Annotated in this window: 16 protein-coding genes; 3 read left to right on the forward strand and 13 right to left on the reverse strand. The window is 71.1% G+C overall.

Annotation, left to right across the window (positions count from 1 at the left end; all coding sequences use genetic code 11):
* Nucleotides 1–68: 68 nt before the first annotated feature.
* From ACIP98_RS08895 to uvrA, 13 genes are all read right to left on the reverse strand, one after another.
* A complete protein-coding gene (locus ACIP98_RS08895; RefSeq protein WP_319661186.1) occupies nucleotides 69–836 on the reverse strand; it encodes an SIS domain-containing protein in 768 nt (255 codons plus the stop codon).
* Between the two features lie 71 nt (nucleotides 837–907).
* Nucleotides 908–1,888 (reverse strand): BadF/BadG/BcrA/BcrD ATPase family protein, encoded by a 981-nt coding sequence (locus ACIP98_RS08900; RefSeq protein ID WP_319661185.1) that lies wholly within the window; start codon nucleotides 1,886–1,888, stop codon nucleotides 908–910.
* Between the two features lie 128 nt (nucleotides 1,889–2,016).
* Nucleotides 2,017–2,352, reverse strand: coding sequence for an RNA polymerase-binding protein RbpA (locus tag ACIP98_RS08905; RefSeq protein ID WP_078862516.1), 336 nt, complete (start codon nucleotides 2,350–2,352; stop codon nucleotides 2,017–2,019).
* A gap of 161 nt (nucleotides 2,353–2,513) precedes the next feature.
* Nucleotides 2,514–2,750, reverse strand: a complete 237-nt coding sequence (secG, locus tag ACIP98_RS08910) for a preprotein translocase subunit SecG (protein ID WP_319661184.1) — start codon at nucleotides 2,748–2,750, stop codon at nucleotides 2,514–2,516.
* Between the two features lie 131 nt (nucleotides 2,751–2,881).
* The gene (tpiA, locus tag ACIP98_RS08915) at nucleotides 2,882–3,658 is read right to left on the reverse strand and encodes a triose-phosphate isomerase (protein ID WP_319661183.1); all 777 of its coding nucleotides are present in this window, start codon (nucleotides 3,656–3,658) and stop codon (nucleotides 2,882–2,884) included.
* 3 nt (nucleotides 3,659–3,661) lie between these two features.
* Nucleotides 3,662–4,873 (reverse strand): phosphoglycerate kinase, encoded by a 1,212-nt coding sequence (locus tag ACIP98_RS08920; protein WP_401974562.1) that lies wholly within the window; start codon nucleotides 4,871–4,873, stop codon nucleotides 3,662–3,664.
* Nucleotides 4,874–5,022: 149 nt separating this feature from the next.
* Complete coding sequence (gene gap, locus ACIP98_RS08925) at nucleotides 5,023–6,027, reverse strand: type I glyceraldehyde-3-phosphate dehydrogenase (protein WP_401974565.1); 1,005 nt, start codon at nucleotides 6,025–6,027, stop codon at nucleotides 5,023–5,025.
* A 182-nt stretch (nucleotides 6,028–6,209) separates the two neighbouring features.
* Entirely contained in the window at nucleotides 6,210–7,187 is a 978-nt protein-coding gene (gene whiA / locus ACIP98_RS08930) for a DNA-binding protein WhiA (protein ID WP_319661180.1), read from the reverse strand.
* The gene (yvcK, locus tag ACIP98_RS08935; protein WP_319661179.1) at nucleotides 7,178–8,185 is read right to left on the reverse strand and encodes a uridine diphosphate-N-acetylglucosamine-binding protein YvcK; all 1,008 of its coding nucleotides are present in this window, start codon (nucleotides 8,183–8,185) and stop codon (nucleotides 7,178–7,180) included. Before yvcK ends, whiA begins: the two co-directional genes overlap by 10 nt.
* Nucleotides 8,182–9,105 (reverse strand): RNase adapter RapZ, encoded by a 924-nt coding sequence (gene rapZ / locus ACIP98_RS08940; protein ID WP_319661178.1) that lies wholly within the window; start codon nucleotides 9,103–9,105, stop codon nucleotides 8,182–8,184. Before rapZ ends, yvcK begins: the two co-directional genes overlap by 4 nt.
* On the reverse strand, nucleotides 9,102–11,171 hold the full coding sequence (gene uvrC / locus ACIP98_RS08945) for an excinuclease ABC subunit UvrC (RefSeq protein ID WP_401974568.1): 2,070 nt from the start codon (nucleotides 11,169–11,171) through the stop codon (nucleotides 9,102–9,104). The genes rapZ and uvrC overlap by 4 nt, the downstream gene beginning before the upstream one ends.
* A gap of 39 nt (nucleotides 11,172–11,210) precedes the next feature.
* The gene (locus tag ACIP98_RS08950) at nucleotides 11,211–11,645 is read right to left on the reverse strand and encodes a Rieske (2Fe-2S) protein (protein WP_319661175.1); all 435 of its coding nucleotides are present in this window, start codon (nucleotides 11,643–11,645) and stop codon (nucleotides 11,211–11,213) included.
* 78 nt (nucleotides 11,646–11,723) lie between these two features.
* A complete protein-coding gene (gene uvrA / locus ACIP98_RS08955; protein WP_319661174.1) occupies nucleotides 11,724–14,642 on the reverse strand; it encodes an excinuclease ABC subunit UvrA in 2,919 nt (972 codons plus the stop codon).
* Nucleotides 14,643–14,880: 238 nt separating this feature from the next.
* Between uvrA and ACIP98_RS08960 the strand changes: the two genes are divergently transcribed.
* From ACIP98_RS08960 to ACIP98_RS08970, 3 genes are all read left to right on the forward strand, one after another.
* On the forward strand, nucleotides 14,881–15,612 hold the full coding sequence (locus ACIP98_RS08960; RefSeq protein WP_319661173.1) for a maleylpyruvate isomerase family mycothiol-dependent enzyme: 732 nt from the start codon (nucleotides 14,881–14,883) through the stop codon (nucleotides 15,610–15,612).
* A gap of 4 nt (nucleotides 15,613–15,616) precedes the next feature.
* The gene (locus ACIP98_RS08965; RefSeq protein WP_319661172.1) at nucleotides 15,617–16,273 is read left to right on the forward strand and encodes an MBL fold metallo-hydrolase; all 657 of its coding nucleotides are present in this window, start codon (nucleotides 15,617–15,619) and stop codon (nucleotides 16,271–16,273) included.
* Between the two features lie 89 nt (nucleotides 16,274–16,362).
* Nucleotides 16,363–17,691, forward strand: coding sequence for an MFS transporter (locus tag ACIP98_RS08970; protein ID WP_319661171.1), 1,329 nt, complete (start codon nucleotides 16,363–16,365; stop codon nucleotides 17,689–17,691).
* The last annotated feature ends 11 nt before the right edge of the window (nucleotides 17,692–17,702 follow it).

Below are 17,702 nucleotides of genomic sequence, written 5' to 3' on the forward strand. Positions count from 1 at the left end.
AGGGCCCGAAAGGCGGAGCAGATGGACCAGGCGGAACAGGTGGCACAGGCGGAACAGGTGGGACGGGGTCAGGCGCCCGCGCGGTGCAGTCGCTCGCCGTAGTGCTCCTCCAGGACGAGATTGCGCTCGAAGCCGCCCGGCACGTTCGCCGAGACGTACACCGGCGCCTCGAACCCCTCCGCCGTGAGCAGGCCGACGGCCTCGGCCACGGTCATCTGGACGAGCATCGCGGAGGTGATGGTGGAGACCCCGCACAGCGCCCCGCCGCCGGGCAGCGGCAGCAGCGCGTCGCCGAAGGGGGCGCCGTTGTCGAGGACCGCGTCGGCGAGGTCGGCCAGCCGCTTGCCGCTGGGGTGCAGCGCGGGCACGGCACGGGTGTGTTCCAGGGAGGTGAGCGCGATCAGGGGGTGGCCCTCGGCCTTGACGTGCAGGGCCATGTCGACGATCGAGTTGTTGACCCCGGAGTTGGAGATGATCACGAACAGGTCGCCCGGCCGCGGCGCGGTCAGCTCGTACAGCCGCTTGGCCAGGCCCGGCGAGCGCTCCAGCAGGGGGTCGGTGAGCACCGAGCGGTCGTCGCCGCCGCGCAGGACGAGATCGTTGAGCGCGATGCGGTTGGTGGGGATCAGTCCCCCGGCCCGGCCCGCGATCTCCAGCGCGGTGGCCTGCGAGTGCCCGGTGCCGAAGGCCTGGAGCACGCCGTCGGCAGCCACGCAGTCGGCGATCAGCCGGGCCGCCGCCGCCACCGAGTCGTGGTTCGCCTCGACCACCCGGTCGATGGCTGCACGGGCCTCCTCGGCGAACCGGGCAGCACTCGTCGTCACGTCGTCGGCCATGGCCGGTTCCCCCTGAGTCCGGTGATCCACTGGATGTCCACGGCCACGATGGACGAGAGGTCTAGTCCACGTCAATCCCCCTGCACCTGCATGCGGGCCAGCGCCAGAGCGCCCGCACCGCCGTCCCGCACCGGCAGGACGTGCAGGTCCATCTCCTCCGCGCGGGCCGACACGCGGCCCAGCAGCGGCCCGGAGGGGCCCAGCAGGCCGCCGGTGACGACCAGCGGCTCGCCCGCCTGCGGGTCCAGGGCGGCGACGGTCGCCGCGAGTTCGTCGGCGGCGTCGTCCAGCAGGTTGCCGGCCACCTCGTCGCCGTCGCGGTCGGCGGCCACGGCCAGCGGGCTCAGCCGGGCGAGCCGGACCGGTGGTTCGGCGTAGACATAGGGCACCAGACGGTTGCGCAGCACATGGCACTCGTTGTCGCTGGGGCGCTCCTGGGCCAGGTACGGGCCGCCCGGGGAGTCCAGGTAGTGGGACAGGACGGCCTCCACGAGCGTCGTCCAGGGGCCACGGCCGTCCAGGGCGCGCACCGCGGCGCGCATCACCTCGCGGCCGAGCCAGAACCCGCTGCCCTCGTCGCCGATGAGCCAGCCGTTGCCGTCCGCCAGCAGGGTCTGGCGGCGCTTCTCGATCCGGGCGGCGACCGCTCCGGTGCCGGCGACCAGCGCCATGCCGTCGGCGGGAACGCCCGGGGCGGAGGCGAAGGCGACCTCGATGTCGCCGCAGACGGTCACATCCAGGGCGCCGATCCCCGTACTGTCCAGCGCGGCCCGCAGACACGAGGCGGCGAGCCGCCGCCCGACCTCGGGACCGGTGTCCAGGGCGGCGCCGGCGAAGCCGCCGACGACGGCCGTGACCTCACCCCTGCGGTCCTCCGGGACCGCGCTCCTGAGCGCGTCCGCGAGGTGCTGCGTGAGCGCCACCCGCTCGACGCTCATCGCGTTGCCGGGTCCGCCCTCGCCCTCGCCGAGAACCTGCCCCTCGGGAGCCGCGTCGGCGAGATACGCCCGGGTCCGCGTTCCGCCCGCATCGATGCCGATCACCAGAGCCACAACCGCGAGTATACGGTCCCGTTACCCAGTGTCGACCGAACGCGACGGCCCGGACCGCGAAAGGAGGATCTCCTGTTCGCGGGCCGGGCCCGTGGTGAATGTCCTGCCGGACGTGCAGCGGGAACCGCTCAGATCTCGCCCCGGAGCTTGGCGAGCGCCTCGGCGAGGATCGCTTCGCCGTCGGCCGCGCTGCGGCGCTCCCGCACATACGCGAGGTGCGTCTTGTACGGCTCGGTGCGCGGGGGGGCCGGCGGGTTCTCCTCGTCCTGCCCGGCCGGGAAGCCGCAGCGCGGGCAGTCCCAGGTGTCCGGGATCTGTGCGTCGCTCGCGAAACTCGGCTGGGTCTCGTGCCCGTTGGAGCACCAGAAGGAGATGCGCAGACGCGGCGCGGACTCGCCCCGCTCGGCCTCTCCCATCGGCCCCGCCCCGACCCGACTGCCACGGATCGCGTTGCCACTTGCCACGGTCGTAACTCCCTGCGTGATCGTGCTGCGAGGTCGCCCAGTTTACGGAGACCGGTTCACCCCGCGGCGGCGGGGAGAGGGCACCGTATCCCAAGACGCGCTTCCATGATAAGTCGCGTCGGCGACAAGGCGTCAGTTCTCCCCGGATACGCGGGAGTCGGTCACTTCTGGAACTTGAGCAGAAGACCGAGGGCGACAATGCACGCAAACCACAGCAGACCGACCACAACCGTGATCCGGTCCAGGTTGCGCTCGGCCACCGAGGAACCGCCGACGGACGACTGCATGCCGCCGCCGAACATGTCGGACAGGCCGCCGCCCTTGCCCTTGTGCATCAGCACGAGCAGCAACAGCAGCAGGCTGAAGATGATGAGGGCGATGGAGAACCCGATGACCACAGCTGGACCAACTCTCTCGGTGACCTAGGACGAGGCGGGGGCCGGTCGGCTGGCGTGCAGCCCTCCGGCCCCCGACAGAGTACTTCGGGCAGGGCCCGACAGCCTACTGCCCGTGGGAACGCGTGATCGCGTTACTGGTCGCGGAAACGGACGATCTTGACGAACTCCTCCGCGTCGAGCGACGCGCCGCCCACCAGGGCGCCGTCCACGTCGGGCTGCGCCATGATCGCCGCGACGTTGCCGCTCTTCACGGAGCCGCCGTACTGGATGCGGACCGCGTCGGCCAGCTCCTGGTCGTACAGCTCGGCAAGCCGTCCGCGGATCGCCCCGCAGACCTCCTGGGCGTCCTCGGGGGTGGCGACCTCGCCGGTGCCGATGGCCCACACCGGCTCGTACGCGATGACCAGGGTCTTCGCCTGCTCGGCCGGGATGTCCTTCAGGGCACCGTCGAGCTGGGCGAGGGTGAAGGACACCTGGTTGCCGGCCTTGCGGACGTCCAGGCCCTCGCCGACGCAGACGATGGGGGTCAGGTCGTGCCGGAGGGCGGCCTTGACCTTGGCGTTGACGATCTCCTCGTTCTCGCCGTGGTACTGGCGGCGCTCGGAGTGGCCGATGACCACGTACGAGCACTTCAGCTTGGCGAGCATCGAGCCGGAGACCTCACCGGTGTACGCGCCGGACTCGTGCGCGGACAGGTCCTGCGCACCGTACTTGATCTTCAGCTTGTCCGCCTCGATCAGGGTCTGCACGCCCCTGAGGTCGGTGAACGGCGGCAGGACGACGACCTCGACGGCGTCGAAGTCCTTCTCGTTGAGCGCGAAAGCGAGCTTCTGGACGTGGGCGAGAGCCTCGAGGTGGTTGAGGTTCATCTTCCAGTTGCCCGCCATGATCGGCGTGCGCGGGGTCATCGGTCAGTCCTCCAGTGCGGCGAGGCCGGGGAGCGTCTTGCCCTCGAGGTACTCGAGGCTCGCGCCGCCACCGGTCGAGATGTGGCCGAAGGCGTTCTCGTCGAAGCCCAGGATGCGCACGGCCGCGGCGGAGTCGCCGCCGCCGACGACGGTGAACGCGGGGCTGTCGAGGAGGGCCTGGGCGACCGCGCGGGTGCCCTCGGCGTAGTCGGGGTGCTCGAAGACGCCCATGGGCCCGTTCCAGAAGACGGTGGCCGTGTCGGCGAGCTTCGAAGCGAAGAGCTTGCGGGTCTCCGGACCGATGTCGAGGCCCATCAGGTCGCCGGGGAAGGCGTCGACGGGGACGGTCACGGGGTTGCCGGCGACCGGGTTCTTCAGGTCGGGGAAGGACGGGGCGCCGACGACGTCCACGGGCAGCACGAACTCCACGCCCTTGGCCTTCGCCCGCTCCAGGTACTCCGCGACGATCCCGAGCTGGTCGTCCTGCACCAGGCTCTTGCCGACCTCGTGGCCCTGGGCCTTGAGGAACGTGAAGAGCATGCCGCCGCCGATCAGGATGCGGTCGGCGCGGTCCAGCAGGTGGTCGATCACGCCCAGCTTGTCGGACACCTTGGCGCCGCCGAGCACCACCGCGTACGGGCGGGCCACGTCCTCGGTGAGCTTCTTCAGCACGCCGACCTCGGTGGCGATCAGCAGGCCCGCGGCGTGCGGCAGCCGGGCCGGCAGGTCGTAGACGGAGGCGTGCTTGCGGTGCACGGCACCGAAGCCGTCGCCGACGTAGAGCTCCGCGAGCTCGGCCAGCCGGTCGGCGAAGGCGCCGCGCTCAGCGTCGTCCTTGCTGGTCTCGCCCGCGTTGAAGCGCAGGTTCTCCAGCAGCGCGACGCCGCCGTCGGCGAGGGCGCCGACCGCGGCCCGGGCGCTCTCCCCCACGGTGTCGGTCGCGAACGCGACCGGCGTACCGAGGAGTTCACCGAGCCGGCGGGCGACCGGCGCCAGCGAGAACTGCGGGTCGGGCGCACCCTTGGGGCGGCCCAGGTGGGAGGCGACGATCACCTTGGCGCCGGCCCCGACCAGCTTGGTGAGGGTCGGCACGACGGCGCGGATGCGGCCGTCGTCGGTGATCGTGTCGCCGGACAGCGGCACATTGAGGTCGGCGCGGACGAAAACGCGCTTGCCGCCGACCCCCTCGTCGATGAGTTCGTCGATCGTCTTCATGGTGAGGACTCTCCTGCCTCGGCCCTGCCGGCGTGGCGGCACGGCGCTCGCGTCATGGGGCAGTCGTGGAAAGGTCATGGGACAGGGCCCGGACGACACTGCGTCGTTCGGACCCTGTCCTCATGGCATGGCGGGCTGAGGAGCCCTTGTCAGAGCTGGCCGCCGACGAACACGGTCAGGTCGACGAGGCGGTTGGAGTAGCCCCACTCGTTGTCGTACCAGCCGATGACCTTGACCTGCTTGCCCTGAGCCATCGTCAGGGAGGAGTCGAAGGTGCAGGAGGCCGGCCAGTTGACGATGTCCGAGGACACGATCGGGTCCTCGGTGTACTCCAGGATGCCCTTGAGCTGGCCCTCGGCGGCCTTCTGGAAGGCGGCGTTGACCTCGTCCTTGGTGACCTCGCGCTCGAGCTCGATGACCAGGTCGGTCACGGAGCCGGTCGGAACCGGGACGCGCATGGCGATGCCGTCCAGCTTGCCCTTGAGCTGCGGGAGGACCAGGGCGGTGGCCTTCGCGGCACCGGTCGAGGTCGGGATGATGTTCTCGGCGGCGGCACGGGCGCGACGCAGGTCCTTGTGCGGGAAGTCAAGGATGCGCTGGTCGTTCGTGTACGCGTGCACCGTGGTCATCATGCCCTTGACGATGCCGAAGTTCTCGTCCAGCACCTTCGCCATCGGCGCCACACAGTTGGTGGTGCAGGAGGCGTTGGAGATGATGTTGTGCTTCGCCGGGTCGTACTTGTCGTTGTTGACGCCCATCACGATCGTGATGTCCTCGTCGGACGCCGGCGCCGAGATGATGACCTTCTTGGCACCACCCTCGATGTGCTTCTTGGCGTCCGCGGCCTTGGTGAAGATGCCGGTGGACTCGATCACGATGTCGACGCCCAGCTCGCCCCACGGGATGTCGGAGGGGTTGCGCTCCGACAGCACCTTGATGGTGTGGCCGTCCACCGTGATGGAGTCGGCGGTGTGGGTGACCTCGGCCTTGAGGCGGCCCAGGATCGTGTCGTACTTGAGCAGGTGTGCCGTGGTGGCGGTGTCGCCCAGGTCGTTGACAGCCACGATCTCGATGTCCGCACCCTGCTCCAGGGCGGCACGGAAGAAGTTACGACCGATGCGACCAAAGCCGTTGATGCCTACGCGGATCGTCACGAACCGATCTCCTCGCTGATGTGCCGGATGCCATTTCGCTCCGGCTGCGACGTATGGGATGTCCCCGACCAAGGACGACCCTACCCCGGCGGGAACCCAGCGGTGACATCGGCACCGCCGGTGCCCGCCCTACGGACGGGTAACCGGGCCCGGCGTGGCCGACGCCGCCTTCGCGGCCGGTGTCAGCCGACCATTTCCTCGGTCAGGTTGGACTCCGTACCGGGGATGCCGATGTCCGACGCGCGCTTGTCGGCCATCGCCAGCAGCCGTCGGATGCGGCCCGCCACCGCGTCCTTGGTGAGCGGCGGCTCCGCCAGCGAGCCGAGCTCCTCCAGCGACGCCTGCTTGTGGTCCATCCGCAGCCGGCCGGCCGCCGCGAGGTGCTCGGGCACCTCCTCGCCGAGGATCTCCAGGGCGCGCTGGACACGGGCGCCCGCCGCGACCGCCGCGCGGGCGGAGCGGCGCAGGTTCGCGTCGTCGAAGTTGGCGAGGCGGTTGGCCGTGGCGCGCACCTCGCGCCGCATGCGGCGCTCCTCCCAGGCGAGCACGGACTCGTGGGCGCCCAGGCGCGTCAACAGCGCGCCGATGGCGTCACCGTCACGGACGACCACGCGATCGACGTTGCGCACCTCGCGGGCCTTGGCCCCGATCTGCAGCCGGCGGGCGGCGCCGACCAGCGCGAGGGCCGCCTCGGGGCCGGGGCAGGTGACCTCCAGGGAGGAGGAACGGCCCGGCTCGGTGAGCGACCCGTGGGCCAGGAAGGCCCCTCGCCACGCCGCTTCGGCGTCGCACGTCGCACCGGAGACCACCTGCGGGGGCAGTCCGCGGATGGGGCGGCCCCGGCCGTCGACGAGCCCGGTCTGACGGGCCAGCTGGTCGCCGCCGGCGACCACCCGCACGACGAACCGGCTGCCGCGGCGCAGCCCGCCGGGCGCCATGACGACGAGGTCGGAGGAGTGCCCGAAGATCTCCAGGATGTCCTTGCGCAGCCTGCGAGCAGCGATCCCGGTGTCCAGCTCCGCCTCGATCACGATGCGACCGCTGACCAGGTGCAGTCCCCCCGCGAACCTGAGGATCGCCGAGACCTCGGCCTTGCGGCAGCAGGTCCGGGTGACGGGGAGCCGGGAGATCTCGTCCTTCACCGCTGGCGTCATCGCCATGGGCCGATCCTTCCATGCATACGAAAAATCCGGTCGAACGCGGCGGCCAGCAACTCCGGGTCGTGCCGCGGCCCGTCGGGCGCGGCGACCCGGGCCAGCTCCACCGTTCCGGACAACCGCTCGGCAGCTTCTGTCAGGCTTCCGCGGTCGGGTACGGCGGCGTCGTCAGCCAGCACCACGTCGATGGTGAGTTTAGGGGCGTGTCGGGCCAAAACCTCCAAGTGACGCTGCGGAGAAAAGCCCTCGGTCTCTCCCGGCTGCGGGGCGAGGTTCAGCGCGAGCACCTTCCGCGCCCGGGTCTCCATCAGCGCGGACACCAGATCCGGCACCAGGAGGTGGGGTATCACCGAGGAGAACCAGGAACCGGGTCCCAACACCACCCAGTCGGCGTCCAGCACGGACTGCACGGCCTCCGGAACGGCCGGCGGGTCGTTCGGGACCAGCTGGACCTCCTGCACCTCACCGGGGGTGAGCGCGACGGTCGCCTGGCCGTGCACGGTGGAGACCTCGTCCGGCTTCTCCGGGTCGTGCCCGCGCACGGTCGCCGTGAGCTCCAGCGGCACGGCCGACATCGGCAGCACCCGGCCGTGCGCGCCGAGCAGCCGGCCCACCCACTCCAGGGCGGCGACCGGGTCGCCGAGGTGCTCCCACAGCGCCACGATCAGCAGATTGCCCACCGCGTGGCCGTGCAGGTCGCCCTGGCTGACGAAGCGGTGCTGGATGACCTGCGACCAGGTCCGGCCCCAGTCGTCGTCACCGCACAGCGCCGCGAGCGCCTTGCGCAGGTCGCCGGGGGGCAGTACGCCCATCTCCTGCCGGAGGCGGCCGCTGGAGCCGCCGTCGTCGGCCACGGTGACGACGGCGGTCAGGTCCTGGGTGATCCGGCGCAGCGCCGACAGCGAGGCGGCCAGTCCGTGGCCGCCCCCGAGCGCCACGACCTTCGGCGCCGCGCCGCTGCGTTGTGCCGACCGGCGCAAGCGCCGAGTCGTCTTCCTCACTCGCGCCCCATGTCCCGGTGGACGACCACCGTCTCCACTCCGTCGGCGGACAGCCGGGCGGCGAGCCGCTCGGACATGGCCACACTCCGGTGCTTGCCGCCGGTGCAGCCGACGGCGATGGTCACGTACCGCTTGCCCTCGCGCCGGTAGCCCGCGTTGACGATGTGCAGCAACTCCGCGTACCGGTCCAGGAACTCCTTGGCGCCGGGCTGGTTGAAGACGTAGGTGGCGACCTCGTCGTTGAGCCCGGTGAAGGGACGCAGCTCCGGGACCCAGTGCGGGTTGGGCAGGAAGCGGCAGTCGGCGACGAGGTCGGCGTCGACGGGGAGCCCGTACTTGAAGCCGAAGGACATCACCGTGGCCCGCAGCTCCGGCTCCTCCTCGCCGGCGAACTGGGCGTCCATCTTGGCGCGCAGTTCGTGGACGTTGAGGCTGGAGGTGTCGATCACCAGGTCCGCATCGCCGCGCAGCTCGCTGAGCAGCTCGCGCTCCTTGGCGATGCCGTCCACGATCCGGCCGTCGCCCTGCAGCGGGTGGGGACGGCGGACGGACTCGAAGCGGCGCACCAGCGTGTCGTCGGAGGCCTCCAGGAAGAGCACGCGGCGCTTGACGCCCTTGGTCTCCAGGTCCGCCAGGGAGTCGCGCAGGTTGTCGAAGAACCGCCGGCCGCGGACGTCCACGACGACGGCGATCCGGGCCACGTTGCCCTGGGAGCGGGCGCCGAGGTCCACCATGGTGGGAATGAGGGCCGGCGGCAGGTTGTCCACGACGAACCAGCCGAGGTCCTCCAGGCACTTGGCGGCGTGGCTGCGGCCGGCGCCGGACATGCCCGAGATGATCACGAGTTCGGGGATCGCCTCCGCGGCCTCTCCCGCTCCGCCCGTCGTCACCTGTGATCCGCCTCCGTCGTTCTCGTTCATGATCCCTTCCCCCGTTCGGCGGAGACGGTCACCGGACCGGCCGTCCCCTCTTCTTCCTCAATGATCTCTCCGGTGGCCGTGTTCACCGCCGGCCCGGCCGGGGTGGCACCGGCCAGGGCAACGAGCACCGCCTCCGCGGTGCGCCGGCCCACACCGGGCACCTCGCAGATCTGCTCGACGGTCGCCGCACGCAGCCGCTTGAGCGAGCCGAAGTGCTTCAGCAGCGCCTGCCGCCGGCTCTCGCCCAGGCCCGGGACGGAGTCCAGGGCACCGGCCTTCATCGACTTGGACCGCTTGCTGCGCTGGTAGGCGATGGCGAAGCGGTGCGCCTCGTCACGGACGCGCTGCAGCAGGTAGAGGCCCTCGCTGGTGCGCGGCAGGATGACCGGGTCGTCCTCGCCGGGCAGCCAGACCTCCTCCAGGCGCTTGGCGAGACCGCAGACGGCGACCTCCTCCACGCCCAGTTCCTCCAGGGCCCGCCGGGCCGCCGCGACCTGCGGCGCCCCGCCGTCGACGACGACCAGTTGCGGCGGGTAGGCGAACTTGCGGGGCCTGCCGGTATCCGGGTCGATGGGGCCGCCCGCGACCTCCGGGCCGCCGTCCGCCGCACCGGCGGCGTCGGCGCCGTCGCCGTCGCCGTTCCCGTCGACCCACTCGCCGGTCCGCTGCTTCTCCAGCAGGTAGCGGCGGAAGCGCCGGGAGACCACCTCGTGCATGGAGCGGACGTCGTCCTGCCCGGCGAAGCTCTTGATCTGGAAGCGCCGGTACTCGCTCTTGCGGGCCAGGCCGTCCTCGAAGACCACCATCGAGGCGACGACGTCGTCCCCCTGGAGGTGGGAGATGTCGAAGCACTCGATGCGCAGCGGCGCCGTGTCCAGGCCGAGCGCCTCGGCGATCTCCTCCAGCGCGCGGGAGCGCGTGGTCAGGTCGGAGGCGCGCCGGGTCTTGTGCAGCGCGAGCGCCTGCACGGCGTTGCGCTGCACCGTGGCCATCAGGTCCTTCTTGTCGCCGCGCTGCGGGACGCGCAGGCTGACCTGGGAACCGCGGCGCTCGCTGAGCCACTGCTGGACCGGCTCGTACGGCTCGGGCAGGGCGGGGACCAGCACCTCCTTGGGCACCGAGTCGCCCCGCTCCTCGCCGTACAGCTGCTGGAGGGCGTGCTCGACGAGCTCGGGGGTGCCGATCTCCTCGACCCGGTCGGTGACCCAGCCGCGCTGGCCGCGGACCCGGCCGTCGCGGACGTGGAAGATCTGGACGGCCGCCTCCAGCTCGTCCTCGGCGACGGCGATCAGATCGGCGTCGGTCGCATCCGCCAGGACGACGGCGTTCTTCTCCATGGCGCGTCTGAGCGCCTCTATGTCGTCCCGCAGCCGGGCGGCCTTCTCGTACTCCATCGCCACGGCCGCGTCCTTCATCTGCTGCTCCAGGCGGCGCAGATACGTGCCGGTGCGGCCGGCCATGAAGTCGCAGAACTCCTCGGCGAGTTCGCGGTGCTCCTCGGGGGTGACCCGGCCGACGCAGGGCGCGGAGCACTTGCCGATGTAACCGAGCAAGCAGGGGCGGCCGATCTGCGCGGAGCGCTTGAACACCCCGGAGGAGCAGGTGCGCACGGGGAAGACCCGCAGCAGCAGGTCCACGGTCTCGCGGATCGCCCAGGCGTGCGCGTACGGGCCGAAGTAGCGCACACCCTTGCGCTTGGGACCGCGCATGACCTGGACGCGGGGGAATTCCTCGTTCATGGTCACCGCGAGCGACGGATAGCTCTTGTCGTCCCGGTACTTGACGTTGAAGCGGGGGTCGAACTCCTTGATCCAGGAGTACTCCAGTTGCAGCGCCTCGACCTCGGTGGTCACCACCGTCCATTCCACGGAGGCGGCGGTGGTGACCATCGTGCGGGTGCGCTGGTGCAGGTTCGCGATGTCCTGGAAGTAGGAGGAGAGCCGCTGGCGCAGGCTCTTCGCCTTCCCGACGTAGATCACCCGGCCGTGCTGGTCCCGGAACTTGTACACCCCTGGGGAGTCCGGGATCTGTCCCGGTTGGGGGCGGTAGCTGGAGGGGTCGGCCATGCCCCCACCCTACTGACTGGCGATGACATTCCCGTGGCCTCAGGCGGACGGACCCGCCACCAGCTTGCCCGCCTCGACCCGAATACCGACGGACGGCAGTGGCCGGGAGGCGGGGCCGTTCTCGACCGCGCCGGTGGCGGCGTTGAAACCGCTGCCGTGACAGGGGCAGGAGAGGGTCGTGCCGGTCAGTTTGTCGCAGACGCAGCCCTGGTGCGTGCACACGGCGCTGTAGGCCTTGTAGACGCCCTTGGTGGGCTGGGCTACGACAACCTTCGCGGCGGTGTACAGCTTGGCGCCGCCGACGGGCACCTCAGAGGCCGCGCCGAGATCCACGGGGCTGGTCGGCCCGGTGGAGTCGGCGCCGTCCTCGGAGCCCGCGCCGCACGCGGTGAGGCCCAGCCCCGCGACCCCGGCAACGGCCGCGCCCTTCAGGACAGCCCGGCGGCAGGGAGGGAATCCGGTGGTGTCAGCCATTTGCAGAACTCCGCTTCGGCACGTGAGGAAAAGTCGACCTTGGACCCGACCTTACGTGCCGAAGCTCTGCGCGGACGGTCAGGCCTTGGCCGCGGCCTTCTTCCGGGTGCTGGTCCGCTTACGGGCGGCCGGCACCGGCGGGGCGTCGGAGATCCGCTCGGAGCCGAGGATGTCCCGCAGGAACTTGCCGGTGTGGCTCGCTCCTACCGCCGCCACCTGCTCGGGCGTGCCTTCCGCGATCACCAGTCCGCCGCCGCTGCCGCCCTCCGGGCCCATGTCGATGACCCAGTCCGCGGTCTTGATCACATCGAGGTTGTGCTCGATGACGATTACGGTGTTGCCCTTCTCGACCAGACCGGACAGCACCTTGATCAGCTTGCTGATGTCCTCGAAGTGCAGACCCGTGGTCGGCTCGTCCAGGACGTAGACCGTGCGGCCGGTGGACCGCTTCTGCAGCTCCGAGGCGAGCTTGACGCGCTGCGCCTCGCCACCGGAGAGCGTCGTGGCCGACTGGCCGAGGCGTACGTACCCCAGGCCGACCTCGGTGAGGGTACGCAGGTGACGCGCGATGGTCGGCACCGCCTCGAAGAAGTCCAGCGCCTCGGAGATCGGCATGTCCAGGACCTCGGCGATGGACTTGCCCTTGTAGTGGACCTCCAGGGTCTCCCGGTTGTACCGGGCGCCGTGGCAGACCTCGCACGGGACGTAGACGTCCGGGAGGAAGTTCATCTCGATCTTGATGGTGCCGTCGCCGGAGCAGTTCTCGCAGCGGCCGCCCTTGACGTTGAAGGAGAAGCGGCCCGGCAGATAGCCGCGCACCTTCGCCTCCATGGTCTCCGCGAAGAGCCGGCGGACGTGGTCGAAGACACCGGTGTACGTCGCCGGGTTGGAGCGCGGCGTGCGGCCGATCGGCGACTGGTCGACATGGACCACCTTGTCGACCAGGTCGTCCCCGTCGACCCGGGTGTGCCGGCCCGGGACGCCCCTGGCGCCGTTCAGTTCACGCGCCAGGTGGGTGTAGAGGATGTCGTTGACGAGGGTGGACTTGCCGGAGCCGGAGACGCCGGTGACCGCGGTGAAGACTCCCAGCGGGAAGGACACGTCGATGTCCCGCAGGTTGTTCTCCTTGGCGCCGCGCACCGTCAGCTGCCGGCCGCCCTCGAGCGGGCGCCGCATCGGCGGGATCGGAATCTGGCGCTTGCCGGCCAGGTACTGACCGGTCAGCGACTCCTCGTTGCGCAGCAGATCCTTCAGGGAACCGCTGTGCACCACCTTGCCGCCGTGCTCACCGGCGCCGGGACCGATGTCGACCACCCAGTCGGAGGTCTTGATGGTGTCCTCGTCGTGCTCGACCACGATCAGGGTGTTGCCCAGGTCGCGCAGCCGCACCAGGGTCTCGATGAGCCGGTGGTTGTCCCGCTGGTGCAGGCCGATGGACGGCTCGTCGAGCACATAGAGCACGCCGACCAGGCCGGAGCCGATCTGCGTGGCCAGCCGGATGCGCTGGGCCTCGCCGCCGGACAGGGTGCCCGCGGCACGGTTGAGCGAGAGGTAGTCCAGGCCGACGTCGACCAGGAAGCGCAGCCGCTCGTTGACCTCCTTCAGCACCCGCTCGGCGATGGTCTTCTCGCGTGCGCTCAGCTTCATCCCGCGCAGGAACTCCGCGCAGTCGCTGATCGACATCGCGGAGACGTCCGCGATGGACTTGTCCTGGACCGTGACGGCCAGCACGATCGGCTTGAGCCGGGTGCCCTGGCAGGTCGGGCAGGGCACCTCGCGCATGTAGCCCTCGAAGCGCTCACGGCTGGAGTCGCTCTCGGACTCCGAGTGCCGCCGCCGGACGAAGGGGATCGCCCCTTCGAAGGCGGTGGTGTAGGAGCGCTCCCGTCCGTAGCGGTTGCGGTACCGCACCTCGATCTGCGTCCGGTGCCCGTTGAGCAGGGCCTTCTTCGCCCGCTGGGGCAGCCCGGCCCACGGGATGTCGGTGCGGAAGCCGAGCTCGTCGGCGAGCGCGCCGACCAGGCGCTGGAAGTAGTCCCGGGTGTGGCCGAGTGACCAGGGCGCGATGGCGCCCTCGTCGAGGGACTTGTCCTCGTCGGGTACGACCAGCTCGGGGTCGACCTCCATGCGGGTGCCGATGCCGGTGCAGTCCGGGCAGGCGCCGAAGGGCGAGTTGAAGGAGAAGGAGCGCGGCTCCATCTCCTCGAAGGACAGGTCGTCGTAGGGGCAGTAGAGGTGCTCGGAGAACATCCGCTCGCGCTGCGGGTCGTCCTCGGGGAGGTCGACGAAGTCCAGGATGACCATGCCGCCGGACAGCCCGAGCGCGGTCTCGACCGAGTCGGTCAGCCGGCGCTTGGCGCTCTCCTTGACGGTGAGGCGGTCCACGACCACCTCGATGGTGTGCTTCTCCTGCTTCTTCAGCTTCGGCGGCTCGGTCAGCTGGACCGTCGCGCCGTCGACCCGGGCCCGGCTGTAGCCCTTGGTCTGCAGGTCGGCGAAGAGGTCGGCGAACTCGCCCTTGCGCTCACGGACGAGCGGGGAGAGCACCTGGAACCGGGAGCCCTCCTCCAGCTCCAGCACCCGGTCGACGATCGCCTGCGGCGACTGCCGCGAGATCGGGCGGCCGCACTCGGGGCAGTGCGGCTTGCCGATGCGGGCGAAGAGCAGACGCAGGTAGTCGTAGACCTCGGTGATGGTGCCGACGGTCGAGCGCGGGTTGCGGGAGGTCGACTTCTGGTCGATCGAGACGGCCGGCGACAGGCCCTCGATGAAGTCGACGTCCGGCTTGTCCATCTGTCCAAGGAATTGCCGGGCGTAGGAGGAGAGCGACTCCACGTAGCGGCGCTGCCCCTCGGCGAAGATCGTGTCGAACGCCAGGGACGACTTCCCCGAGCCGGACAGGCCGGTGAAGACGATGAGCGAGTCCCGTGGGAGGTCGAGCGAGACGTTCTTCAGGTTGTGCTCGCGAGCGCCACGGACGGTAAGTCGATCGGCCACGCCAGTGCGTACCTTTCATAGAACAGACAGGGTGCAAGCAGCAACGCCCCCCAGAAAGCGTAAACGGGGCGCCGACGGGATTTCTTCCGGTTGCGACGAGAACGAGCCTATAGCACGCACATTCGATTTACGCAGCTGGTGCGGCACCTTCACCCGATCGAGTGTCCCGCGCTAGCGTCTTCCGCAGGACGGGGATCACGTGCACCCATCCTGCACCTGTGTGCGACCAGGAGGTCCCGTGTCTGTCCAACGACCCGACCCCGAGCACGATGCGGCCGAACTGCGCCAAGCCACCGAACGGCTGATCGACGCCGTGTCCGCGCTCCCGCCCGCGAGCCTCGCCGAGCCGTCCCGCCTCGCCGGCTGGACCCGCGGCCACGTCCTGACCCACCTGTCCCGCAACGCCGACTCACTGGTCAACCTGCTCATCTGGGCCCGCACCGGCGAGGAGGTCGCCCAGTACGCCAGCGGCGAGAGCCGCGACCGCGACATCGAGGCCGGCGCCGGCCGCACGCTCGCCGAGCAACTGGACGACCTGCGCATCTCCACCGCCCGGCTGGCGACCGCGATCGAGGAGACCCCGCCGCAGTGCTGGGCGTCGCAAGTGGTCATGCGCTCGGGCCACGTCATCGCCGCCGCCGAGATCCCCTACGTGCGCCTCATGGAGATCTACTTCCACCACGTCGACCTCGGCATCGGCTACACCTGCGAGCACTTCCCCGTGCCCTTCTCGATCCGTGAGCTCGCCGCCGTCGTCGACGACCTGTCCGGCCGCGAGGGCGTCGCCGCCGTGCGCCTGCACGACACGGACAGCGGCGAGAAGTGGGTGATCGGTGCCGCACCGGAGCCCGAGCTGACGGTCAGCGGAACCCGGCACGCCCTGCTGGCCTGGGTCACCGGCCGTTCCGCCGGCGAGCAGCTGAGCGTTCAGCCGGACGTCCCCCTGCCGGTGCTGCCACCACTAGGCTGAGGCCATGACGTACAGCGGCGAGGTCAGGGTGGGCGGCGCGCCCGACGTGCACGAACTCAAGGACCTCATCATCACCAAGGTCGCGGTCGGCCCGATGGACAACAACGCCTACGTGCTGCGCTGCCGCGCCACGGACGAGCAGTTGCTCATCGACGCGGCCAACGACGCGCACACGCTGATCGAGGTGGCCGGCAGCGACGGGCTCGCGTCCGTCGTCACCACGCACCGGCACGGCGACCACTGGCAGGCCCTGCAGGCCGTGGTGGACGCCACCGGCGCCCGCACCTACGCCGGCCGGCACGACGCCGAGGGCATCCCGGTGCGCACCGACGTCCCCGTCGAGGACGGCGACACGATCAGCGTCGGCCAGGTCGCCCTCACCGCCCGCCACCTGGTGGGCCACACCCCCGGCAGCATCGTCCTGATCTACGACGACCCGCACGGCCATCCGCACGTCTTCACCGGCGACTGCCTGTTCCCGGGCGGCGTCGGCAACACCCACGACAACCCCGACCACTTCTCGAGCCTCTTCGAGGGCGTCAAGGCCAAGCTCTTCGACACCCTCCCCGACGAGACCTGGGTCTACCCCGGCCACGGCCGGGACACCACGCTCGGCGACGAGCGGCCGCACCTGGCCGAATGGCGCGAACGCGGCTGGTGACCGCCGGCCGCGGGGGTGGCGCCACCGTATCGGCGGCACCACCCCCCGCGCACCCGGGTCGTTGGACCGGCGTGCGCACTGATGTCTCCATGACCCGGATCGCCGCCGCCTCGGCGGCCGGGACCGCGATCGAGTTCTACGACTTCTTCGCCTACGGCACCGCGGCAGCCCTCGTCCTGGGCCCGCTGTTCTTCCCCGCCTTCTCCCCCGTCGCCGGGACGCTCGCGGCGTTCGGCACCTTCGCGGTGGGCTTCGTGGCACGGCCGCTCGGCTCGGTGCTGTTCGGGCACATCGGCGACCGCCTCGGGCGGCGCCCGGTGCTGATGGGCTCCCTGCTGCTGACCGGGGCCGCGACGACCGCCGTGGGCCTGGTGCCCACCTATGACGCGATCGGGGTGGCCGCGCCCGTGATCCTGGTGGCGCTGCGCTTCCTGCAGGGGCTCGGGCTCGGCGGCGAGTGGGGCGGGGCGGTGCTGCTGGCCGCGGAGCACGCTCCGGCGCGGCGGCGGGGACTGTGGGCGAGCCTGCCGCAGACCGGCCCGGCGGTGGGCTTCGTCGTGGCGAACGGGATCGTGCTGGCGCTGTCGGCGGGGCTGAGCGACGCCGCGTTCCGCTCCTGGGGGTGGCGCGTGCCGTTCTGGGCCGCGGGGGCGCTGGCGCTGGCCGGGCTGGCCCTGCGGGCGGCGCTGCCGGAGACCCCGCAGTTCGCGCGGGCCGCGGAGCGCGGCGAGCTGTCCCGGGTGCCGCTGGTGGAGCTGCTGCGCGGCCACTGGCGGCTGCTGCTGCTCACGGCGGGCGCGATGGCCTGCGGCTACGCCGTCTTCTACACCGTGACCACGTGGTCGCTCTCGTACGCCACCGAGCGGCTCGGCATGGACCGCACCGTGGTGCTCGGCTGCGTGCTGGCGGCCGTCGTGGTCAAGGGCGCGGCGACGCCCTGGGTGGGGCTGCTCGGGGACCGCTGCGGGCGACGGCCCCTGGCGCTCGCCGGGACGGCGGCGATGGGGGCGGTGATCTTCCCGTACGCCTGGCTGCTGGGCACCGGCTCGCCGTCGGCGCTCGTCCTGGGGTCCGCCGCACAGCTGCTGGCCTTCATCGCGGTCTTCGCGGTGCTGGGGGCGTACCTGCCCGAGCTCTACCCGCAGCGGGTGCGCTGCACCGGCGCCTCGCTCGGCTACAACCTCGGCGGCATCCTGGGCGGCGCCCTCACCCCGGTCGCGGCGACCCGGCTGTCGGGGGAGGACGGCGGCGCGCCCTGGGGGGTGGCCGTCTACGTCGCGGTGGTCGCGCTGCTCAGCACGGCCTGCTTCGCGGCGCTGCCGGACCCGCGCCGCGAGGACACCAGGACGCGGGAGGCCGCGGGCACAGGGACGGCGGCGGGGTCCGTGGCCGTCGGCCACGGACCCCGCGCGAACTGAGACCTCCCGGT

It is taken from the genome of Streptomyces sp. NPDC088354, assembly GCF_044753585.1.
Lineage (GTDB): Bacteria > Actinomycetota > Actinomycetes > Streptomycetales > Streptomycetaceae > Actinacidiphila.